This is a genomic window from Algoriphagus lacus, assembly GCF_003583985.1.
Taxonomy (GTDB): Bacteria; Bacteroidota; Bacteroidia; order Cytophagales; family Cyclobacteriaceae; genus Algoriphagus; species Algoriphagus lacus.
Window position 1 is genome coordinate 105948 of sequence record NZ_QXML01000003.1, and the last position, 21739, is coordinate 127686.

Annotated in this window: 20 protein-coding genes; 14 read left to right on the top strand and 6 right to left on the bottom strand. The window is 43.4% G+C overall.

The annotated features are described in order from the left end of the window. Positions 1 to 24 precede the first annotated feature (24 nt). From porL to porN, 3 genes are read left to right on the top strand one after another with little or no spacing between them, the layout of a single operon-like run. Positions 25 to 807, top strand: coding sequence for a type IX secretion system motor protein PorL/GldL (porL, locus tag D0X99_RS07580; RefSeq protein WP_119477079.1), 783 nt, complete (start codon positions 25 to 27; stop codon positions 805 to 807). Between the two features lie 38 nt (positions 808 to 845). After that, positions 846 to 2444: a type IX secretion system motor protein PorM/GldM gene (gene porM, locus D0X99_RS07585; protein ID WP_119477080.1), complete on the top strand. Its 1599-nt coding sequence runs from the start codon at positions 846 to 848 to the stop codon at positions 2442 to 2444. A gap of 28 nt (positions 2445 to 2472) precedes the next feature. Next, complete coding sequence (gene porN, locus D0X99_RS07590) at positions 2473 to 3288, top strand: type IX secretion system ring subunit PorN/GldN (protein WP_119477081.1); 816 nt, start codon at positions 2473 to 2475, stop codon at positions 3286 to 3288. 13 nt (positions 3289 to 3301) lie between these two features. Here the strand turns inward: porN and uvrC are convergent, their stop codons facing one another. The 3 genes from uvrC to porW form a co-directional block, all read right to left on the bottom strand. Continuing rightward, complete coding sequence (gene uvrC / locus D0X99_RS07595; protein WP_119477082.1) at positions 3302 to 5107, bottom strand: excinuclease ABC subunit UvrC; 1806 nt, start codon at positions 5105 to 5107, stop codon at positions 3302 to 3304. 69 nt (positions 5108 to 5176) lie between these two features. After that, entirely contained in the window at positions 5177 to 7480 is a 2304-nt protein-coding gene (locus tag D0X99_RS07600) for a penicillin-binding protein 1A (RefSeq protein ID WP_119477083.1), read from the bottom strand. A 6-nt stretch (positions 7481 to 7486) separates the two neighbouring features. After that, positions 7487 to 10108, bottom strand: a complete 2622-nt coding sequence (gene porW / locus D0X99_RS07605; RefSeq protein ID WP_119477084.1) for a type IX secretion system periplasmic lipoprotein PorW/SprE — start codon at positions 10106 to 10108, stop codon at positions 7487 to 7489. A 133-nt stretch (positions 10109 to 10241) separates the two neighbouring features. Here porW and D0X99_RS07610 point away from each other — a divergent pair, with 133 nt between their 5' ends. The 9 genes from D0X99_RS07610 (at position 10242) to D0X99_RS07650 (ending at position 16665) form a co-directional block, all read left to right on the top strand. Beyond that, the gene (locus D0X99_RS07610) at positions 10242 to 10475 is read left to right on the top strand and encodes an AtpZ/AtpI family protein (protein WP_119477085.1); all 234 of its coding nucleotides are present in this window, start codon (positions 10242 to 10244) and stop codon (positions 10473 to 10475) included. A 142-nt stretch (positions 10476 to 10617) separates the two neighbouring features. Beyond that, positions 10618 to 11001 (top strand): hypothetical protein, encoded by a 384-nt coding sequence (locus tag D0X99_RS07615; protein ID WP_119477086.1) that lies wholly within the window; start codon positions 10618 to 10620, stop codon positions 10999 to 11001. 19 nt (positions 11002 to 11020) lie between these two features. After that, a complete protein-coding gene (gene atpB, locus D0X99_RS07620) occupies positions 11021 to 12049 on the top strand; it encodes a F0F1 ATP synthase subunit A (RefSeq protein ID WP_119477087.1) in 1029 nt (342 codons plus the stop codon). Between the two features lie 38 nt (positions 12050 to 12087). Next, positions 12088 to 12345, top strand: coding sequence for an ATP synthase F0 subunit C (gene atpE / locus D0X99_RS07625; RefSeq protein WP_103924583.1), 258 nt, complete (start codon positions 12088 to 12090; stop codon positions 12343 to 12345). 82 nt (positions 12346 to 12427) lie between these two features. Next, on the top strand, positions 12428 to 12922 hold the full coding sequence (locus D0X99_RS07630) for a F0F1 ATP synthase subunit B (protein ID WP_119477088.1): 495 nt from the start codon (positions 12428 to 12430) through the stop codon (positions 12920 to 12922). A gap of 6 nt (positions 12923 to 12928) precedes the next feature. After that, complete coding sequence (gene atpH / locus D0X99_RS07635; RefSeq protein ID WP_119477089.1) at positions 12929 to 13492, top strand: ATP synthase F1 subunit delta; 564 nt, start codon at positions 12929 to 12931, stop codon at positions 13490 to 13492. Between the two features lie 23 nt (positions 13493 to 13515). Continuing rightward, positions 13516 to 15093, top strand: a complete 1578-nt coding sequence (gene atpA / locus D0X99_RS07640) for a F0F1 ATP synthase subunit alpha (protein WP_119477090.1) — start codon at positions 13516 to 13518, stop codon at positions 15091 to 15093. A gap of 59 nt (positions 15094 to 15152) precedes the next feature. Next, positions 15153 to 16025, top strand: coding sequence for an ATP synthase F1 subunit gamma (gene atpG, locus D0X99_RS07645; protein ID WP_119477091.1), 873 nt, complete (start codon positions 15153 to 15155; stop codon positions 16023 to 16025). Between the two features lie 103 nt (positions 16026 to 16128). Then, positions 16129 to 16665, top strand: coding sequence for a pyridoxamine 5'-phosphate oxidase family protein (locus tag D0X99_RS07650; RefSeq protein ID WP_119477092.1), 537 nt, complete (start codon positions 16129 to 16131; stop codon positions 16663 to 16665). A 126-nt stretch (positions 16666 to 16791) separates the two neighbouring features. On the opposite strand, the gene D0X99_RS07655 is transcribed toward D0X99_RS07650, so the two are convergent. Then, positions 16792 to 17427, bottom strand: a complete 636-nt coding sequence (locus D0X99_RS07655) for a GDSL-type esterase/lipase family protein (protein WP_119477093.1) — start codon at positions 17425 to 17427, stop codon at positions 16792 to 16794. A gap of 144 nt (positions 17428 to 17571) precedes the next feature. On the opposite strand from D0X99_RS07655, the gene D0X99_RS07660 reads away from it, so the two are divergent. Together D0X99_RS07660 and D0X99_RS07665 are read left to right on the top strand one after the other, a co-directional pair. Further along, positions 17572 to 18408 carry a hypothetical protein gene (locus D0X99_RS07660; protein ID WP_119477094.1) on the top strand — a complete coding sequence of 279 codons (837 nt, stop codon included), beginning with the start codon at positions 17572 to 17574 and terminating at the stop codon, positions 18406 to 18408. Continuing rightward, positions 18387 to 18998, top strand: a complete 612-nt coding sequence (locus D0X99_RS07665) for a methyltransferase domain-containing protein (protein WP_158587687.1) — start codon at positions 18387 to 18389, stop codon at positions 18996 to 18998. The genes D0X99_RS07660 and D0X99_RS07665 overlap by 22 nt, the downstream gene beginning before the upstream one ends. Here the strand turns inward: D0X99_RS07665 and D0X99_RS07670 are convergent. Both D0X99_RS07670 and D0X99_RS07675 read right to left on the bottom strand, forming a co-directional pair. Then, positions 18995 to 20326 (bottom strand): neutral/alkaline non-lysosomal ceramidase N-terminal domain-containing protein, encoded by a 1332-nt coding sequence (locus D0X99_RS07670; protein WP_119477096.1) that lies wholly within the window; start codon positions 20324 to 20326, stop codon positions 18995 to 18997. The two genes, D0X99_RS07665 and D0X99_RS07670, sit on opposite strands and share 4 nt — an antisense overlap. A 157-nt stretch (positions 20327 to 20483) precedes the next feature. Continuing rightward, positions 20484 to 21647 carry an AIR synthase related protein gene (locus D0X99_RS07675; protein WP_119477097.1) on the bottom strand — a complete coding sequence of 388 codons (1164 nt, stop codon included), beginning with the start codon at positions 21645 to 21647 and terminating at the stop codon, positions 20484 to 20486. Positions 21648 to 21739 lie beyond the last annotated feature (92 nt).

The following is a 21739-nucleotide window of genomic DNA, read 5'->3' on the forward strand; positions in this document are numbered from 1 at the left end:
AAACCTTAATTCACAATTATCAAAATGGCTAGCAACAGCAACTCTTTTAAAACAAAGTTTTACGGCGACATAATGCCAAAAATCTATGGTATTGGTGCCGCAGTCGTAATCCTCGGTGCGATGTTCAAGATCCTCGATTGGCAAGGTGCCAATATCATGATCGGGGTAGGTTTGACCACAGAGGCTATCATTTTCTTTTTGTCCTCTTTTGAGCCAAGACATGAGGAAATGGACTGGAGCAAAATTTATCCTGAGCTAGCCGAAGGGGCGCCAAAAAAATCTAAAGGTGACGATGTTTCTGCCAAATTGGATGACATGCTTACGAAAGCCAAAATTGGCCCAGAATTGATCGAGAGTCTTGGGAAGGGTATGCAAAACTTAGCTACATCAGCAGAAAAGATGGGTAATCTATCTGACGCGGCTGTTGCGACCAATGAATACGCCACTAACGTAAAATCAGCTGCAAAAACTTTGGCTGATATGAATGTATCATATGGTAAAACTGCTGCAGCTTTGACTGAAATGTCTGCCGCTTCCCAAGATGCAAAAGCATATCATGCTCAAGTTCAAACAGTAACCAAAAACTTGTCAGCCCTCAATGCTGTGTACGAAATGGAACTTCAGGATGCTAATAGCCACGTGAAGACATTAAATAAGTTCTACAGCAACATGACCGCAGCAATGCAAGGTTTGACGGAAGCTGGAAAAGAAACTGAGGCTTTCAAAAATGAGTTGGCTAAGTTGAATCAAAATGTAAGTTCTCTCAACAAAATCTATGGTGGAATGCTATCCGCTATGAAAGGTTAATTTTTACCCAAACATCTAAATAACCGAAAGCTAGAAAGATGGCAGGAGCTAAAGAAACACCTAGACAGCGGATGATCGGGATGATGTACCTGGTTTTGACGGCCCTTTTGGCCCTCCAGGTAAGTAATCAGATTCTCCAAAAGTTCGTCCTCATCAATGATGGGATGGAGCGAACTTCCAGAAATTACATTTCAAAAAATGAGTTTACAGTCAATTCGATCAAAGCGACTGTTGAGGAACAGGGAAATAATCCAAGGGATGTCCCTAAGGTTGCAGCTTCTCAGGAAGTAAGGAATGCTACGAAGGAAATTTTTACCTATCTCGAGGAGCTTAAGCAGGAATTGATTGTTCAGGCAAATGCCAAAAATGAAGAAGGTAACTTCATTAATGCGGCATTAAAGAACACTGAAGTCCCTGGTAATATGTTTGCAAACAATGGAAAGGGGGAAGAACTTAAGGAAAAGCTTAATGCCTATCCCACTCAGATTTCCAACATTATGAAAGGCATTGGAATTAATGACTTGACATTCCAACCAATTGCCAGAGATGCTAAGGATATCGAACTTTTTGCCAATGACCGAGAGGCTAGAAACAAAAGTTTTGTGAATCTGAACTTTGTGAAGTCTCCCGTTGGTGCTGTAATAGCCCTTATTTCTCAATATCAAAATGAAGTTTTAAATATTGAGAGTGAGGCTTTAGGTGTTATTACTTCTTCCATTGGCTCTTTCTATTTCAAAGCCGATATTCTTGAAGGAAAAATAGCTGCTGTTTCTAATGTAGTAGCTGCAGGCACTAAGTTCCAAGGCGACATGTTTATTGCTTCAGCCTCTTCTTCTGCGGCGCCTACAATGACTTTGGGAGGTCGATCAGTTCCTGTTGAAAACGGGTTTGGTAAAGTTGAATTTACTGTTCCACCTGCCGGAAGCTATGATGACAAAGGACTTTCGCGTCAGTTGTTGAAGGGTGAAATTATCACCAATGTTGGTGGTGAAGACCAAGTAATCCCTGTGGAATATGAATACTTCGTTGCCCAGCCAATTATTAAGGTTTCTTCCGAAGTTGTACAACAACTTTATGCTGATTGTGCCAACGAATTGATGATAGAAGTTCCTGCCTTGGGCAATACTTATTCTCCAGAATTTGCTATCAGTAATGGTCAGTCTATTAAAGGGAATAAGCCTGGACAAGTAACCGTAATTCCCGGAGCATCTGGAAAGGTTACAATTGGTGTGAGCAGTGGCGGAAATAAAATCGGAGATGTTGCGTTTGATATTAAGCCAGTTCCAGCTCCAACTATCCGTGCGCTTGGTGGAAATGGTCAGCAACTGGATTTGAGTCAAGCTCAAGCATTGAATACATTGAATGGGTTGAAGGTTGTAGCTCTGCCAGAACCTACGTTCGCACGCACAATGTCCAAAGACTCTAATTTTGATGTAACTGGTGGTGAATTGATCCTTTTGAGAAGTGAAGTTCCAAGAGCTACTGTTCCTATTGGTTCAGGTATGAGATCACTTCTCGAGAGTGCCCGTCCAGGCGATGACATCGTAATCAGAGTCACGCAGGTTACCCGTACAAACTTCAGAGGCAATAAAATCAACTCTGAGCAAAGAGAAATTATACGAATTCCAATTAAATAATTGGAGTTTGAAGTAAATACGAAAAGTTATGAAACGATTTGTGCAACACATCTTCTTGGTAATTCTTATTGCTTCTGGACTTGCTTCGGTAAGTGCTAATGCACAGGTTGCCACCAGTGTCAATCCCTCAGGTTTCGGAGACCGACAGTTCGCGATGGACACCATTAATTCAGCCAAAAGAATCCGTGAGGATGATAAGATGTATCAAATCTCGGTGTGGAGAAGAATTGACCTGAGAGAGAAATACAATCTTTCACTTTATGGCTCAGGTGACAACAAGGCTAATGGCATTATAAATCACATTTATAAAGCTGTTGTAGATGAAAATGCATTGGAAGTATTTGCTGATGCTGACTTCACCAAACCTCTTTCTATAGCAGAGTTTCAGGATAATTTCTGGATCTCTGCAAATGGTGATTCTATTTTCGTAAAGCAATTGTACTATTTGGATTTTAGAGAAGACTTTGTATTTGACAGACATCACTCTGACTTAGTGTTTGATATAAAATACGTGGAATTGGTAATGCCTTCACAAACGAATGCAAACGCCGGTCAGAAGTCTATCGCATTCATCAGGTACAAGGATTTCGTGAATTATTTCAAAAATCATCCCGATGCCAGATGGATCAATTTTCAAAACATCTCAAAAAGTTTGACTTATGATGAAGCTTTCGAGTCAAGGTTATTTAGGTCTGTTGTTCGAAGATTCACAAATCCGGATGAAGCATTGATAGCGGATTTGGTGGATGCGGATCACCCGAGTCCTGAGATGCAGGCGTACCTCAATTCGTTGGCATTTGAATACAAATTACTTGAATTCGAAAACTCCCTCTGGGAATGGTAAAAATAAAAGGGGCTTAGGCCCCTTTATTTTTTTCCAACCATTCCAAAAGTGCCTTTGTACGACTCGATCCAATTACCTCCGTCAACTGACTCTCCGTGGCGGATTTTATATTTTTCACTGATTTAAAGTGTTTTAGGAGTTTATCAGCTGTGTTTTCTCCGATCCCTGGTATCCCAGTCAATTGGGTTCCAAAGGCATTTTTGCTTCTGACTTTCCGGTGAAAAGTAATTGCAAACCGGTGTGCTTCATCCCGGATACGCTGAAGTAATTTGAGGCTTTCGGACTTTTTGTCGATATGAACCGGATAAGAATCCCCTGGAAAGTAAATTTCTTCAAGTCTTTTTGCTATTCCTATGATGGGCATTTTTCCATAAACTCCAAGTTCCTGGAGCGCTTCAATTGCTGATGACAGCTGCCCTTTTCCACCGTCTATGACTATAAGCTTTGGAAACGGTTTGCCTTCTTCAATTAATCGACTGTACCTACGTGTGACTATTTCCTTCATACTGGCAAAATCATTTGGTCCTTCCACAGTTTTAATATGGAAATGCCGGTATTCTTTAATAGCAGGTTTTCCGTTCAAAAAGCAGACCATACTGGCCACAGGACTGGTTCCTTGAATGTTTGAATTGTCGAAACATTCAATATGATCTGGTATTTCTTGAAGGGAAAGGTCTTGCTGGAGTTTTCGGATTACCCGATCTTTTTTATCCTCGTTCAGTCCTTGTAATAATGCCTTTTCCTTCTTGTAGTAAAGTGCATTTTTAAGGGATAATTCTATGAGTTTCTTTTTGTCCCCTATTTTGGGTACAGATAGGTTAAGGCCCTCGATAGGATTTTCCGGTTCTATATTGATCAGGATTTCCTCTGCATCGCTTTGAAATTGGTCCTGTAATCTGACCAAAGCAGTAATCAAAAGTTCCTCGTCATTTTCATCCAGGCGTTTTTTCAACTCGACATTTTTTGAAGTAATCATTGCCCCGTTTTTCACCCTCATGTAATTGACGTAGGCTGTTTTTTCATCTGAGACCAAGGTGCATACGTCCAGATTGTTTATTGTTGGGCTGGTGACAAGAGACTTTGCCTGATATTTTTCCAGCAGATCCAGCTTTTCTTTCATTTTATGAGCTTTTTCAAACTCAAGGTTTTCTGCAAAAGCCTGCATTTCCTGTTTGAAGTAGGTTTTAGCTACTCCTAAATTACCTTTCAGGATGTGTTTGGCATGTTCAAGGTCTTTCAGGTAAGCTGATTCCCGTTGATGTCCTACACATGGTCCCTGACAGTTGCCGATGTGGTATTCCAGACAAACTTTGTATTTGCCTTCATCTATTTTGTAGGGTGAAAGATCCAGGTTGCAAGTCCGAATTGTGAAAAGTTCCCGGATCAGGTCAAGGACATTATTCATTGCTTTGACGCTGGCAAAAGGACCAAAATAAGTCCCCCGTTTGGGAATCATCTTCCGGGTGGGGAAAATCCTTGGAAAATTTTCTTTGGTCACTAGAAGATAAGGATAGGTCTTATCATCCCTCAGTAAAATATTATAACGTGGTTGTGTCTTTTTGATCAGATTGTTTTCCAAAAGCAACGCATCCAATTCGCTGTCGACTAGTGTAATTTCGATCCGGCATATCTCCTTTACCATGCGTCGGGTTTTGAGATTTACACCTGTGTTTTTATTGAAATAGCTCCCGACCCTTTTTTTTAGACTTTTGGCTTTACCGACGTAAATCAGTTCATTTTCGGAATTAAAATATTTGTATACTCCCGGTTGATCGGGTAATGAATGGTGTTCTTCCGGAAGAAATGATGAAGACTGCATGGGATAAAATTAAAAAACAGCCCGGGAATCAGGCTGTTTTTTCTTTAGATGATAATTATTTTGCTGAGGTCAGAAGTCATTCTTTTTCGCATCGTAATCGAAGTCTGCAAACTTTTGACTGTCTTGTTCATATTTATCACAGTCAATTTCGATGCTCAGGGGTCTCTCTGGTCTTGGAAATGAGCCTTTGGTGATTCCAAGACTTTGGTCCGCGTAGACTTTGCTCATAAACTTCACCCAAATCGGTCGTGCAGTTCTTGAACCCTGACCTGCTGTCCAAGAGCGGAAGTGAATCGCCCGGTCATCGCCACCAACCCAAGTGCCGGAAACCAAATCCTTGCTTATTCCCATGTACCAGCCGTCTGAAGCATTCTGAGTAGTTCCTGTCTTTCCTCCGAGTTCATTTCCTTCTCTGAGAGTCCAAGGCACTCCTTGGCTAGTTCCGTCTTCTTCTTCAAATCCCCCTCTCAACATGTAGGTCATCAAGTAAGCATGTTCCTCACTCATCGCCGGTTTCTTTTTCGGGGTGAATTGTTGAATTACATTCCCGTTTTTGTCTTCGATCCGATCGATGTAATACGGTGTGGTGTGTTCGCCTTTATTTACAAAAGTGCCAAAGGCACCAACCATTTCATACACCGAAACGTCATTCACTCCAAGTGCCAAAGAGGGTACTTCCTCCAAATCGCTAGTAATCCCAAGTCTTCGAGCCGTCTCAATGACAATTTTTGGACTGAGCTTTTTCATCATATAGGCAGTCACTGAATTGACGGATTGGGCCATCGCTTTTCGGATGGTCATTTTTTCATAGCTGAATTTTCCGTCAGCATTTGATGGACTCCATGCCGGTTGACCGGGGATGTATACTTCCACCGGTTGGTCAATCACAGAATAACAAGGACTGTATCCGTTTTCGATCGCAGCGGCATAGACAAAAGGCTTGAAAGTTGAACCAGGCTGCCGCTTCCCTTGCTTTACGTGGTCAAATTTGAAGTACTTGTGGTCCATTCCACCAACCCAAGCCTTGATATGGCCGGTGTGTGGATCCATACTCATGAATCCTGCCTGTAGGAATTTTTTGTAATACTTCAGGGAATCCATGGTACTCATTAGGGTGTCTTTTTCTCCTTCCCAAGAAAATACCTTCATCCGCTTCTTCTCGTTCAGCTTTAGATTGATGGAATCTGTATCATTCCCATATCGAGTTTTTAGCAATCTATAGGCTTCTGTCCTCCGGACTGCATCTTCAATAAAATTTGGGATCACTTGCCAGTTTTCATCAATCCAAGGATCTCTAGTACCCATTTCTTTGAAGAATGCTTTTTGTAATTCAGACATATGTTCAGCGACTGCTTCTTCTGCATAGCGCTGCATTCGGCTGTCGATGGTCACATAGATTTTCAATCCATCTCCAAACAAATCATATGATGAACCGTCCGATTTTAAGTTTTCCTTGGTCCATTTGAGCAAGTCAGCCTTTACAATTTCCCTGAAATAGGTTGCAGAGCCTTGATTTTGGTTTTGTACCCTATAATCCAATTCAATTGGTAAAGCAGCTATCGAATCATATTCATCTTCTGTTAGCGCGTCGTTTTTAACCATTTGGTACAAAACAGTATTTCTTCTTCGAAGGGAATTTTCAGGGTTAAAAACTGGGCTATAATAAGTTGGCGCTTTAAATAAGCCCACCAATACAGCTGATTCCTGAACGTTCAGTTCTGCAGGAGTTTTATTGAAAAAAGTGCTGGCTGCGGTCTTAATTCCATAAGCGTTGGAGCCGAATTCAGAGGTATTCAAATACAGAGTTAGAATCTCATTTTTTGTGTAAGCTTTTTCCAACTGAGTTGCTACTATCCATTCCTTGGTTTTGATAATTAACATTCTCAATCCAGGAATAGAACTTAACACGCCTTGACTGGCATCTGTACGGGTTTTAAAGAGGTTTTTGGCGGTTTGTTGGCTGAGGGTTGATCCACCTCCGGCATCCTGTCCGAGCAAAATTGACTTGACAAAAACACGCATCATGGCGATCAGATCAATTCCTGAGTGGCTTTCAAATCGAACGTCCTCTGTCGAAATCAATGCATTGACCAGATTCGGGGAGAGCTCCTCGTATTTTACAGGACTTCGGTTTTCCCGAAAGTAGGTTCCCAAAAGGACACCGTCCGCAGAATAGAGTTCAGATGCAAGTTCACTTTCTGGGTTCTCCAAAGTTTTAAAATCCGGCAAAGTCCCAAACAATCCGAGGAAATTGATGCTGACCATCCAAACAAATAGGATGAAGAAAACAAGACCCCCGAAAAACGCAATCCAGAGATATTTTATGGTTTTACCGGCCCAATCAGGTATGGTGGGTTTGGCAGTTTTGGACATAGATTTTTACTGATACAAGCTGCGGAAGAATGTGCGATATTCTTCCATGTTTTTGGTTTTATTAAGGATCTGGAAATTTTCAATCGAAATAAAGAAGGCATTTCTTTTTATCTCCTCAGGTAAACCTTCGGACTTGAATTCCTCTGAAAATTTCAGGTAATATTCTTTGGCTTTTTCTGAATTGGAGAAAGGACTAATGATGAAAATCGCATTTTCCTGATTCATATTCATGTTGCCGGTACGAAGCCGTGCATTTGGGAAGTTTTTGGAGTGAAAATTCTCCAAATCACCCAGAAGGTTTTTTGCTGTCTCTGATTCGGAAGGACTCAATGCGATCACAAAGATATGCGTTTGGGATTCGTTAACCTTATATGGGGAGCCTGCCGGAATTTCTTTTCCCTGATTTTCAGTTTCAAGATTTGCATTGACAAGCGTTGAATCCACATTCACACTATCCTTTGGGGCCAATGCAGCTAATTCTTCGGTACTTAATAAGGGACGGAGCATATTCCTTGCCAAACTGACCAGTGACTCATCCTTGGTATTTTGGATAAATGTTTCCAGCCGTTCTTTGAATCGTTCACGGCTTTCAATCTTTCCGGTAACCATGATGTCGAGCAAAAGCAATTTTTCGGTGTTCCTTGTAAGCGGGAATTCCTCCAGTGTAGACTTGACCAATTGTCGGGTCTTCTGATACTCTCCTGCATAATAAGCATTGTACGCTTCTTCGTATCTCTTTGAAGATTCCACATAGGCCAAATTACCTGAAGCAGCGTCAGGATTGTTTACGGAGAAGGTGTACTGCGATTCCGGATATTCCCGATTCAATCTTCCCACATACTGCTCAAAATTGCCTCCTGTGTCTTTCTGTCCAAGATAAAGAAGGTAGTAAGCTTCCGGTTTTTTGATGGTGTTGGGGTACCTGATGATCAGCGTTTCCAGATTTTCAATGCTTTGATCAGTTTCTTCCAGATCAAAATAGAGAAGTTTACCCAACTCGAAATAGGATTCTTCCAGTTGAGAGTTGGTTTGATCCAATTGCTCAGGAGTATTAGGGATTTTCGCCAGCAAACTTTCCAATGTTGGCAAACCGGCTAAAATTGGATTTTCACCCGAAGCCAAAGAATCTCTACCTCCCTGAGTGGGCTCGGGCTGTGTAGAAGTTTGAAAAATCGCAGATCTTCTTCTCCAATTATCCTGAAGTGGGCGGTTACCCCAAACTCGGTTGAACTCAATGGCGCCTTGCTGCATGGCTGCACCATTGTCAAAGTAAAAACTTGAACCGGAATCCTTACCGCTGAAAGCAAGAAGGTTGTCAAAAATATTAGTGGTTTTGGGTTGCGATTTTTCCTGGGCTTCTTTGACAAGCCTTTCTTCTTCTGCCTCTATGAAGTTTTGCGCGATCATGATCTGCGCCTCTGGGCCCATTTCAGCTACCTTCAGCAAACTATCGTTTAGCTGAATTCGCTCCACATGAAAAACGTATTGATCAAGGGTGGCTTTTTGTTCTTGAATCGCAAGGGCTACCGGATCGTCTTCCTTTATAAAGGTGAGTGCGCTATCAAGGTAATATTTTGTAGCACGAAAGTCCTTGAATTCACTCAGGTTCAATTCAGCCAATTTTTGGTAAATGTATCCTTTCAGCCTTGGATTGGTTCCGGGTTCTTTTGCTGCCTGATGAAGTAAGTCAAGTGTTAGGGGGATGTCGCCTTGTTTTTCTTCAAAAAGTGCCCGCTCATAAATCACCACATCTTTTAGATCTTTATTTTTTGGGTCTTTATATAGGTCATCATAATAATTTCTTACCCTTTTCAGATCCTTTGACGCATTAAGTTCGGCTACCTGTTGGGCATAGAGCGTCGCGAAAAAACTTTGTTCATAAGGAGGATTGCCGTCCAAGGATCTTCGGTAATAATCATAAGCCAGAGCATCCAGTCCCTCCCGCTGATACCGCTGTGCCAGAATGAAATTAATCCGGGACTCCTCTTTTTTATCTTCTGCATATTCCACCGCCCTGTCCAGCGCACCTATCACTCCATTTTGATCAGACCGGGATTCATAATAATAGGCTAAAGTGCGGAATAACGTATATCGGTTTGGATCACTGATCTCAGTTTCCTTGGAGAGGTAATCGATCGTGAAGTTTGCATTTTCATATTCCCCCCGATCCACATAAAGTTGTAGAAGGCTGATGAGGGCCTGATGACGGAGGTCCTTGTCTTTGCTTGTGCTGTTAACATACTTAAATGCATTTTGTGCATCATCTTGGTGCGCTTGGAGGTAGTCTATTTTCCCCAAAAGGTAATAGCTGTCATCTACCCATTTGGATATTCGGTGCCAGTCGATGGCTTTGGAGGAAAGTTCCCGGGCAGAGTCCAACTTTTCTTTGTTCTGCTGAATCGTGGCTGAGTCGATCGGGATAAATACGGGCAAAACTTGGGTGAAATCTTCCTTGTAATTGGTTTTGACCTGGTTCTCTACATCCTTTATTTTGGAATCAGCCAGATAATAGGCATTGAAATGAGAGGTGAGGTTGTGAAAAGCCCTATTGGTAAAGGTGTTTCGCTCAGAGGAACAGGCCCCGATAAAAATAAATATGACTACAGCCAGTCCGGAAAATCTTCTCATTTCAGAATTTACCCAATTTCAGTACCAAAATAGACTTTTTACCTTACTTACCGAACGCTTCCAAATCCCAAATCGTACCAAAACCCCGATTTGAAGTAGTCTCTCCTTAATATTTTAGATAATTTCACTTTGTATGGATGATCAAAAGGTCAAAAAGAAGGACGAAGACACAGGTCCCCCAGTCTTTGTCAAATACATTGGGCTATCATTCCAGTTGTTTGGAATTATAGGTGCCGGTACCTATTTCGGTTGGTGGCTTCAGCAGCGTTCAGATATGAAGTTTCCCGTTTGGATTCTGGTCTTTTGCTTTTTTTCGGTCTTTGTTGCCTTTTATCAGCTTTGGATTTCCATGAAGCGGGATAAATAAAGATCAACAGACAACAGTCCATAGCTTCTGTCATGGCATTGTCAGGTCAGTTTACTCATTCTTTGGCATTTTCGAATTTTAAGGCTGAAAGACTCAACCCGATGAGTAAAAAAATCAGGTACTTTTGGGCAAAAATTTGATAATGAGCCTTCCTAAAAACATTCATATCCGTTTCCTTCTGGCTACTGTTGCCCTGGTTCTTTTGGTTTTTATCCTACAATTGGTTTTTCCGGTAATAATTCATTCCAAAATCTGGGAGATTGTGGGGTTCATGGCGATTTTATCTTTTTTGATCAGTTTGCTCAACTCATTTTTACTGAAAACTTTACCGGATAATTTTTTTCAAATCATGGTTTTGGCAATGATTCTTAGATTCATTGCCTCCTTAGTCTTTATAGGATTGGAGGTTTGGCCAGGAATGGAGAATATTATTCTGTTTATCGCGGATTTCTTTATAGTTTTTTTGTTTTACTTAGTTTTTGATATCTACGCCTTTCTGTCTAACTTGCGGCCGATTTCGAAGTAGCCCTCAAAAAGAAGAGTTGATGACGCGCAAACTATTGGCCCTAAGTCTTTTATTATCAGCGTTTTTGCTGGGTTTTTCCAGCCCCACTTTCGCAGCTGGATCAGAGGAAGACAAGACTAGCTTTATCATGCATCACGTTGTGGATTCCCATGAGTGGCACTTTGCTACGATCGGACATACACACGTTACGCTTCCGCTTCCAGTCATTGTCTATTCTGCGGACCGTGGATTGGAATTTTTTATGTCTACCGATTTCCAAAATCATGAAACTCATGCATTTGGAAAGGAATACGCCCATGAAGGTTACTTCATCGACGACCATGATCACCTTGGTAGAGTAGACGGAGCAAGCTTTACGGAGTTTTCCATTACCAAAAATGTGGTGATGATGTTCCTTGTGATCTTCATAGTGGCCTATGTTTCTTTATCAGCAGCATCTCATTACAAAAAGAACGGAGCCGTAGCTCCTAAAGGTGCTGCAGCGATCATAGAGCCTATTGTGATTTTTGTGCGTGATGAAATTGCCCACAAATCAATCGGTCCGAAATACAAGAAGTACGTTCCTTATTTGATTACTCTATTCCTGTTTATTTGGTTTGGTAACCTTCTTGGACTTTTGCCTGGTGCGGCCAACATGACCGGAAATATTGCAGTGACCTTGACTTTGGCAGTTTTGACGTTCATCATTACCAATGTCAGTGGAAATAAAGATTACTGGAAGCACGTTTTCGCTACTCCTGGAGTTCCAATTCCCATGTTGCTGATCATTGTGCCAGTGGAGATTATCGGTTTGTTTACCAAGCCATTTGCCTTGATGGTCCGTCTATTTGTGGCGATCACTGCCGGGCACATTGTAATCCTTGGATTTATTGCTTTAGGTTTCATTTTCGAGTCGTACACCATTGGAATTGTAAGTACGATCATGGTGACCTTTATCAATATCATTGAATTGCTAGTAGCCACGATTCAGGCCTATGTATTTACGCTGTTTACAGCTATGTACATTGGTGGGGCTGTGGCAGAACATGCACATGATGATCACCATTAATTAGAAATTTCTTTGTTCAATTTATAAATCTAACTCTTATGTTAATGTCTATCTTGTTGTCCGCTGGTTTCGCTCTTATGGGAGCTGGTATCGGTGCTGGTATTGTTGCGATTGGCGCAGGACTTGGTATCGGTCGTATCGGTGGTCAGGCAATGGAATCTATTGCTCGTCAGCCTGAAGCTGCCGGTAAGATTCAGGGTGCAATGTTGATCATTGCCGCTTTGATCGAGGTGGTTTCCTTGTTCGCAGCAGTAATTTGCTTGTTGATCGCGCTTAACATCGCGGGCATCAGCTAAAAACAATGGAAAGGGATTGGCGCTAGGCCTTTCCCTTTTCTTTATTTTCTATTGAACAATCTGAAATAAACCATATCTATCCATGGATTTAATAACCCCAGGTTCCGGTCTTATTTTCTGGCAGCTTTTCGGCTTCCTTGGTTTGCTTTTTATTCTGATCAAGTTTGCGTGGAAGCCTATGCTTGCCGCATTGGAAGAGCGTGAAAGCAGCATCGAAAATGCTTTGAAGGCTGCCGAATCAGCCCGAAATGAAATGGCTAATCTGAAAGCAGATAATGAAAAACTGCTAGCGGAGGCGCGTCTGGAGCGTGATACCATTTTGAAAAAAGCCCAAGAGGCTTCTGTAAAGATGATTGAAGACGCCAAAATCGAAGCTTCTAAAGTTGCTGCTCAACAGATTGAAAATGCTAAAGCGGTAATCGAAACGGAAAAAAGGGCAGCGCTTACTGAGGTTAAAAACCAAGTGGCTATTCTTACCCTTGAAGTAACGGAGAAATTATTGAGAAGAACTTTGTCAGACGAAAAGGCACAAAAAGCACTCGTAGACGAATTCGTAAAAGATATTAAGCTTAACTAAGTCCTCATGTCAAATCATAGAGTTGCATACGCTTATGCCAAATCTTTGATGGAATTGGCCATTGAAAGAGGTCAATTGGAAGAAGTCTATCAGGACTTCCTTCACTTGGCCAAGATGGCCAGGTCTAACAGAGACTTGGAACTTGCGATGAAGAATCCCATCATCAGTTCTGACAAAAAGCTGAAGATTTTGAAGGCTCTTTATCAAGAAAGAGGGGCAACTGAGGCAACCATGTCATTCTTTGAAATTATCTGTCGCAAAAACAGAGAATTAGTATTGGCTGACATTGCCAGAGAATTTCAGGTTCAATATCAGATGCATAATCACATTCAAGTTGCTGAGGTAACTACCACTTTTCCTTTGAATGATGCACTTAGGGCTGAATTTTCAAGGATTGTTCTAGAAATCTCCGGAATGAAAGAAGTAAAGCTTTCTGAAAAAATTAATCCTGATTTGATAGGTGGATTTATTCTAAAAGTAAATGACCGTCAGCTTGACGAGTCTCTAAGCAGTAAATTGAGAGCTTTGCGCGTTCAGTTTTCTGAAAACCATTACGAAAGTAAAATCTAAAAAAAGCATTAATAGACGATAACATGGCAGAAGTAAGACCTGATGAAGTTTCGGCAATCCTGAGAGAACAGCTCGCGGGTGTCAGAACTGCAGCCGAACTCGAAGAAGTAGGTACAGTCCTCCAAGTAGGGGACGGAGTAGCCCGAATCTATGGACTTTCCAAAGCCCAAGCCGGTGAATTGCTCGAATTCGACAACGGAATGAAGGCGATGGTACTTAACTTGGAAGAGGACAACGTAGGTGCCGTATTGTTTGGTGATTCCAAAGAGATCAAAGAGGGTGATACCGTTAAGAGAACCAAGAAAATTGCTTCCATTCAAGTGGGGGAAGGCATGCTTGGTAGAGTGGTTGATACCTTAGGTAATCCAATCGACGGTAAAGGTCCTATCTCCGGTCCAATGTATGAAATGCCTTTGGAGCGTAAAGCACCAGGTGTAATCTACCGTCAGCCAGTAAACGAACCGCTTCAGACCGGTATCAAGTCTATCGATGCCATGATTCCAATCGGACGTGGTCAGCGTGAATTGGTTATCGGTGACCGTCAGACTGGAAAGACTGCTGTTGTGATCGACGCGATCATCAATCAAAAAGAATTTTACGAGAAAGGCGAGCCTGTTTTCTGTATCTACGTAGCTATCGGACAGAAAGCTTCTACTGTGGCAGGTATCGTTTCTGCTTTGGAAAAAGGCGGAGCACTTCCTTATACCGTAATCGTTGCCGCACCGGCTTCTGACCCTGCGCCAATGCAGTTTTTCGCTCCTTTCGCAGGTGCTGCGATCGGTGAATTTTTCCGTGACACCGGACGTCCTGCCTTGGTGGTTTATGATGACCTTTCCAAGCAGGCAGTAGCGTACCGTGAGGTTTCTTTGTTGTTGAGAAGACCTCCAGGACGTGAAGCTTATCCAGGTGACGTATTCTATTTGCACTCCAGATTGTTGGAAAGAGCTGCGAAAATCAACAAGTCTGATGCGATCGCGCAGCAGATGAATGATCTTCCTGATTCAATCCGTCCGTTGGTAAAAGGCGGCGGTTCTTTGACAGCACTTCCGATTATCGAAACTCAGGCCGGTGACGTGTCTGCTTATATTCCGACTAACGTAATCTCCATTACTGACGGTCAGATCTTCTTGGAAACCAACCTGTTTAACTCCGGTATCCGTCCTGCAATCAACGTAGGTATCTCCGTATCCCGAGTAGGTGGTAACGCGCAAATTAAATCCATGAAGAAAGTAGCCGGTACCTTGAAGCTTGATCAGGCTCAGTTCCGTGAATTGGAAGCTTTTGCAAAGTTCGGTTCTGATTTGGATGCTTCGACCAAGCGCACCATCGAAAGAGGTCGTCGTAACCAGGAAATCCTGAAGCAGCCACAGTATGCGCCGGTATCAGTGGCACATCAGGTAGCGATCATCTACGCTTCTACCCGAGGATTGATGGACAGCGTTCCTGTTGAGAAAGCAAGAGCGTTTGAGAAGGAATTCTATCAGTTGCTTGATTCCACTTATCCGGAAGCATTGCAGTTGATTTTGAAAGGTGATGTAGACGGTGCAGGAAAAATTCTTGCAACTGCAGCTGCTGAACTTGCTCCTAAATACGGTAAATAATTGAAAATACCCGGTGAGGGTGACCTCACCGGATTTCTATAAGTACAAAGCAATCACTGATGGCTAACCTTAAGGAAGTAAAGCAAAGGATCAACTCGGTAATCTCCACACAGCAGATCACCAAGGCCATGAAAATGGTGTCCGCCGCCAAGCTGAGAAGAGCACAGGACAAAATCATTCAGATGCGTCCGTTCTCTCAGAAGTTGACTACTATTCTGAACAATGTATCTGCTGCATCCGAAGGTGCGACTGATCTTGTTTACGCCCAAAAGCGTGAAGTGAAAAAGGTGCTTTTGGTTCCGGTTACTTCTGATAAAGGTCTTTGCGGTGCTTTCAATACCAATGTCATTAAGGCAACCAATTTGGCTATCAGGGAGCAGTTTACCGGAGTTGACGTGACCATTATGCCGATTGGCAAAAAGTCTTTTGAATACTACAGAAAGACAAAATATTCCCTGATCGATCAGTATTCTACTCTGTTTCATGATTTATCAATCGATGCTATTCGTGTAGCGGCAAACCATGCCATGGATGCTTTTGTGGCGGGTGAGTTTGATCAGGTGTTTTTGGTGTTCAATGAATTCAAAAACGTAGCCACTCAGATTATCCGCACCGAGCAGTTTTTGCCGATGTCTCCTGCTGAGTCTACTGAAGTTGGAAAAACTGAGACTGACTACATTCTTGAGCCTTCGCGTGAATACATCATCGAGGAATTGGTTCCAAAGGCGTTGAGAGTACAGTTTTACAAGGCTATTTTGGAAAGCAACGCTTCCGAGCATGGTGCCCGAATGACTGCGATGGATAAGGCAACCGAAAACGCCGGTGACTTGCTGAAAGAACTGAAGTTAATGTACAACCGTACCCGGCAGGCAGCCATTACCAACGAAATCCTCGAGATCGTTGCCGGTGCTGAAGCTTTAGGTGGTAAATAATCACAATAGATCACAAAGTAGAACCACAGCTCCAAAGGCTGTGGTTTTTTTGTTTTTGGTTTAGGAAACTACCTTACTTTGGGCTAAACGAAATTTAAATCCTATGGGAAAGAAACTCGAATCCATCACGCCTGAGCTTCAGGAATTTATTGGCATGCAAAAGGTCTTCTTCGTCGGTACCGCTGCGGAAGAGGGCAGAGTGAATGTGTCGCCCAAGGGAACGGATTCCTTTCGGGTACTTGATGCGAATAAGATTGTCTGGCTCAACTTGACAGGCAGCGGAAATGAAACCGCGGCACATGTCTTGAAAAACAACCGCATGACCATTCTATTTTGTGCCTTTGAAGGAAAGCCCTTGATCCTTAGGTTGTATGGTACTGCTACAATTTTCCATCGCAGAGATTCAGAGTATGCGCGATACATTGGCCTGTTTCCGGCCAATGCTGGAGCAAGGCAAATCATTGAAATGGCGGTGGATTTGGTTCAGACATCTTGTGGTTTTGCAGTGCCATTTATGGACTTTAAGGAAGAGCGGGAAACGCTCAATTCCTGGTCGGCCAAACAAGGCGAAGAAGGCATCTATGCCTACTGGCAAGAAAAGAATGTGCGAAGTCTGGATGGTTTCGAAACAGGGATTTAGGCAGGTTGTATAACTCGATGCCAAAAGGGATAAAAAAGTCATGGTGAGCGTTTCCACTCACCACGGCATATTCCAGTTTTTTTATTCTCAAATCAGCTTCAGATGGCTGGTTTTTCCAATCCAAAATCACAGCCGAATCCGTCTCGCCACCACCCTGGCCATGATGCTTAGGCCTTCCGTGTTGGGGTGGACCCCGTCGGGAAGGAGTTCGGGCTTGTCCATCAGCGGAGTGTATAGGTCAATCATCTCTGCACCGGACTTTTGGATGATCTCCATCAGCATGAGTCGTTGTTCGTTGTTCATCACCTCGGGGTTGATGCCGAAGTTAACTCGGGTGACCGGTACCGGAATGATCACATAGACCTTGCCGTCCTTAGGCATATTTGCCCGAAACTCAGCAATTAGATCTAAGTAGTCTTTCACAAAATCCGCCTTATGAGCCCAGTTTTGAGGCTTCGAGTCGTTAGTGCCGAGCTTAATGACTATCACATCAGGCTGAAAGTCCTTTACCTGCTGAAATTGAGGTTCGTTCCAATACGGGAAATCGCCCTTTTTCAGAAGCGTTCGGCCGCTGACTCCAAAGTTTTTGACATCATAGGCATCGCCCAACAAGGCTCCCACCTGCAGGGGATATGAGTCGGGATTGTCCCTGCCGGGACCTTGGGTGATGCTGTTGCCGACAAAGGCGACCTTGATAGGGCTTTGGGCAAAGGAGAACACAGTTACTAAAAATGCAGCGAGGAGGAGGGAAAGTTTTTTCATACGCCTTTTTGGTCAACTGTCTTTGGTTCACCGTCGACAGCCATTTAGGAATAATTGGGGGTTATTTTTGCTCAAAATAGAAAAAGTTGAATAGAAATCTGCTGTTGACTGTGGTCTATCAGCTGTGGACTCTATTTTTATCCGATGAAGTTCCTCCAAAAATTCAGTCAATACATTTCATGGCTTTCGATCGATGTAGTCTTTGGGGCTATGGCAGGGATGTTGTTTTTTAGTGAGCTCCTGCATGTTCGATTGGAGTGGGGGATTTATGGCTTGCTTGGATTGGCTGTTTGGAGTATATATACGTTAGACCATCTCCTGGATGCCCGTAGGAAAGGGGTGGATCTTTCTCCCCGGCATCAAATACACCGGGATTCCGGAAGGGTCTTGTCCTTGGCACTTTTTCTTTCGGTCCTGTTGGGAAGTGTTGGAGCCTATTGGGTTTTTGGGTTAGGACGCGAACTGTTGCTGAGCGGGATTTTGGCCGGTTTTATTGTTTTGAGCAGGTTTTTGATCTGGAAAGCCGGAGCTGCGTTGAGTTGGCTGAAGGAACTCAGCATCTCGGTCTATTACGTGTTGGGGATTTCCTGGATGCCCTTCCTTCGGGCCGAGGCCGTGGATCGGATTTGGGAGGTTTATGCCTTTTTCGGGGCCTATCTGTTTTTGGCTTTTCTCAATCTCCTGATGCTTTCCTTTTTGGATCGAAAGCAGGATCAGTCAGCAGGGTTTGTATCAGCTGCGCAGGCGATTCCACCCCAAAAACTGCTGGAATTGATACGACGCTTGGCCTTTGGACTGATCTTTTTGAGTTTGGCGGGATTTATTCTTTTGCCTTCCTTTTATCGGGCATTTTCCTGTATAGTCCTGCTGATGAGTCTCGTTCATTACCTGAACTTTTTCAATTCCAAACTCAGCTCAAGTGAAAAGCGAATTCGAATGGAGGCGGCTTTTCTGATTCCTTGGCTATTGCTGTTCCTATGAAGGATGCCTATGGTAGGATTGCACGATATTATTCCTGGCTTTCGAATCTGGTTTTCGGGAATGTGTTGAAGGAAGCCAATCGTGCATTTTTGGAATCAATTGTAGAGAAATCGATTATGATTATCGGTGGGGGAGATGGGAAATCGTATGTAGGCTTGGAGGAAAACCTCCTCGGGGAATTTTGGGAAAAGTCACCGGCCATGCTCAAACTGGCTAAAAAGCATCTGTCAGGAAGCAAGTTGAAGTTTCAATTGGGGGAGTTTCAATCGAAGAGAAAAGCAGATTTCATTTTTCTCCCGTTTGTCCTGGATACGCTGTCGGATGAGCAACTAGAAAAGTTGTTACTCCAGCTAAGGGAAAATCTCAATCCAAGCGGTAAGGTGGTATTCAGCGATTTTTTTCCTCCAACAGCTTTTCTTCAAAAAACAATACTCAGGCTGATGATTCTCTTTTTCAGGTTGGTCACGTCTCATTCGCGCATGGACCTGCCGGATTACGAGTCCTTTTTTCAAAAGACAGGCTATCGGAAAGTGGATGAAAAAAGCTGGGAAAACCGATGGATTCGTACCCAAATGTGGGTGCTTGCTTAGTTGGATGATTTTTCGATCAACGCTTGGATGAGTTGATCAAAGTACTGCCCATTTCCCTGTCCGTACCAGTTGGTTTCACGTACTTCGTGGTAGTGTTCGTCATACAATTCGTCGGGAGTAATGTAGCCAATGTAGCCTCCGTTGAAGGTCGTCACGATGAGATTTAGTCCCTTTTCCTGTGCTAATTTTTCCCAGGATTCATAGAAAACTCCGGAAAGTTCGCCGCTTGAAGTGATCAATAGCAAATTGCCAACTTGGGTGATATCCAAGTGCGGATTGGTCTCACCCAATAGGTAGTTGAACAGCCAAGGACGAATCCGAAGGTTATCCGAAATCCGCAGGTGCGGCTCTCGAAGGCCTATATCCAATCGGGATTGGAGGATTCTTGGGGAATTGAGTGTGGCAAATTGGGTCATTCTAAGCCAAATGGCAGAGTCGAGACTTGCTGCATACTCCTGCACTTTCTCTGGTGTATTTCCGGGAGAAAGCGGACGGTGACTTCCGACAGTGCCAGCTGCAAAGAGGGCAAATTCATAGTCCCTTGTTTCCAATGCCCGGGTCAGGTACTTGGGGTAATCACCAGACAATCCCTTAAACTTGGAACTGAGACAGGTAGCATGGGCAGAGTAGGTGAAAAAGGTGGCTTTTTTGCCGTCTTTTTTGGTTAAAATCAGTTGGCGTACATAAGGGTCATAGGGTCCGTCTTTGACAAAGCGGTTGGCGACAAACATTCCAGCATCGACTTTGCGATAGCTGAGCGAAACAGTATCCTGTGTTGTAATGGCACTTTTCAGGGCTTCGATGCTTTTCTCCACCAGCAGATCAACCACTTTTTGCTCATAACCGCCAAAGGCCAATTCGCCCATCGGACCAGGCATGTAGCCTCCCAATCCGGAGTGGGTGTGGGTAGCGGTAAACAAGAGTTGATCGGTTTCAATTCCGGCATTTTTCACTCCCTCTTCCACTGCTTTGGCTAAAGCAGGATGAACTATTAGCAACTCAAAATTAAGCCAGGAAACCCGACTTTTGCCGTTGCTCAGGGTAATGGCTTTAATGAAGCTGCTGTCCTGGACAAATTCATAGGGTCCTCGTGGTGCATAGCCCACCAAGTCCACCGGTTTGTCGGGCGTTACGTTTGCTTTTCCCCAACCCGCCAGCCAAACATCACCCTCAGAGCCCTGCCAAGGTGTTTTTTCTAACTGTTCGAAAGTCTCTCGGTAAAAGTCCTGTTCAGCAATCGGAGATCGATCTACTGTGGTGATTGTAGCGACTCCGATTAGAATTGCAACTCCGAGAATCCAGATGATAATTTTTAAAAAACGAGGCAAGGGATTTAAGATTTATGAATTACGATTTACGACGGAGTTTTGAACATTAAACCAATAACTCAATAACCAATAACTTTTTACTTAAAATCGATTACAAAATGTCAACCATCGTGCTCAGAATGCTGGATTTCGAATTCCCCTCAAGAGGGTAGTTTTATCAATACTCAAATGTTCCGTACGAACTCTGAATCGTTACTTTTTTGCCCTCATGTGGCTCAACTCGTCCGATGATTTGGGCCTCTACTCCATAGGATTCGGCAATGTCTATGATCTCCTCGGCATAGCGCTCGTCAAGATAGACCTCCATTCGGTGGCCCATGTTGAAGACCTTGTACATTTCATTCCAGTCTGTTCCGCTTTCTTCCTGAATAATGCGGAACAAAGGCGGAGTTTCAAACAAGTTGTCTTTGATCACATGGACATTGTCCACAAAGTGAAGCACTTTAGTTTGGGCACCTCCGCTGCAATGAACCAAACCGTGGATGTTTGGACGCATGTAATTCAACACGTCCACCATAATCGGGGCGTAGGTTCGGGTAGGAGAAAGCACCAACTTGCCCATATTGACCGGAGCACCGGGGGCAGGGTCGGTAAGATTGTATTTTCCGGTGTACACCAAGTTGTCAGGAACTGCCGGATCGAAACTTTCCGGGTATTTGGTTTTCAGAACCTTGTTGAACACATCATGTCGGGCAGAAGTCAGACCATTGCTGCCCATTCCACCGTTATATTCGGTTTCATAATTAGCCTGACCAAAGGATGAAAGGCCCACGATTACATCTCCTGCTTGAATTTTATCATTGGAAACGACTTCGTCCCGACGCATGCGGCAAGTTACCGTGCTGTCCACTATGATCGTGCGTACCAAATCTCCCACATCGGCAGTTTCTCCTCCGGTAAGCACCACATTGACTCCATTGTCACGAAGCATTTGGAGCACTTCCTCCGTTCCTTGAATGATCGCAGAAATGACCTCACCGGGAACAAGATTCTTATTTCTTCCGATCGTAGAGGAAACCAGGATATTGTTGATCGCTCCTACGCAAAGCAGGTCGTCGGTATTCATGATGATGGCATCCTGAGCAATCCCTTTCCACACGCTCAAGTCACCGGTTTCTTTCCAATACAGGTAGGCCAAGGAGGATTTGGTGCCGGCACCGTCTGCATGCATGATGTTGCAGAATTCCGGATCGTTGCCCAGCGTATCTTCTACGATTTTGCAGAAGGCTTTTGGGAAAAGACCTTTATCCAGCTTGGAAATCGCGTTGTGGACGTCTTCTTTGGAGGCGGAAACACCGCGCTGCATGTAGCGCTCGTTCATAGCGGGTGAAGGATTTGGTTAGGGCAAAGGTAGCCAATTGGAAAATTGGAAGATTGAAATATTTTAAAATTGTAGAAGGAGAGGATTTTGAT

Coding starts and splice junctions, on each gene's coding strand:
- porL (WP_119477079.1), top strand. CDS start 25: ATGGCTAGCAACAGCAACTCTTTTAAAACAAAGTTTTACGGCGACATA.
- porM (WP_119477080.1), top strand. CDS start 846: ATGGCAGGAGCTAAAGAAACACCTAGACAGCGGATGATCGGGATGATG.
- porN (WP_119477081.1), top strand. CDS start 2,473: ATGAAACGATTTGTGCAACACATCTTCTTGGTAATTCTTATTGCTTCT.
- uvrC (WP_119477082.1), bottom strand. CDS start 5,107: ATGCAGTCTTCATCATTTCTTCCGGAAGAACACCATTCATTACCCGAT.
- D0X99_RS07600 (WP_119477083.1), bottom strand. CDS start 7,480: ATGTCCAAAACTGCCAAACCCACCATACCTGATTGGGCCGGTAAAACC.
- porW (WP_119477084.1), bottom strand. CDS start 10,108: ATGAGAAGATTTTCCGGACTGGCTGTAGTCATATTTATTTTTATCGGG.
- D0X99_RS07610 (WP_119477085.1), top strand. CDS start 10,242: ATGGATGATCAAAAGGTCAAAAAGAAGGACGAAGACACAGGTCCCCCA.
- D0X99_RS07615 (WP_119477086.1), top strand. CDS start 10,618: ATGAGCCTTCCTAAAAACATTCATATCCGTTTCCTTCTGGCTACTGTT.
- atpB (WP_119477087.1), top strand. CDS start 11,021: ATGACGCGCAAACTATTGGCCCTAAGTCTTTTATTATCAGCGTTTTTG.
- atpE (WP_103924583.1), top strand. CDS start 12,088: ATGTTAATGTCTATCTTGTTGTCCGCTGGTTTCGCTCTTATGGGAGCT.
- D0X99_RS07630 (WP_119477088.1), top strand. CDS start 12,428: ATGGATTTAATAACCCCAGGTTCCGGTCTTATTTTCTGGCAGCTTTTC.
- atpH (WP_119477089.1), top strand. CDS start 12,929: ATGTCAAATCATAGAGTTGCATACGCTTATGCCAAATCTTTGATGGAA.
- atpA (WP_119477090.1), top strand. CDS start 13,516: ATGGCAGAAGTAAGACCTGATGAAGTTTCGGCAATCCTGAGAGAACAG.
- atpG (WP_119477091.1), top strand. CDS start 15,153: ATGGCTAACCTTAAGGAAGTAAAGCAAAGGATCAACTCGGTAATCTCC.
- D0X99_RS07650 (WP_119477092.1), top strand. CDS start 16,129: ATGGGAAAGAAACTCGAATCCATCACGCCTGAGCTTCAGGAATTTATT.
- D0X99_RS07655 (WP_119477093.1), bottom strand. CDS start 17,427: ATGAAAAAACTTTCCCTCCTCCTCGCTGCATTTTTAGTAACTGTGTTC.
- D0X99_RS07660 (WP_119477094.1), top strand. CDS start 17,572: ATGAAGTTCCTCCAAAAATTCAGTCAATACATTTCATGGCTTTCGATC.
- D0X99_RS07675 (WP_119477097.1), bottom strand. CDS start 21,647: ATGAACGAGCGCTACATGCAGCGCGGTGTTTCCGCCTCCAAAGAAGAC.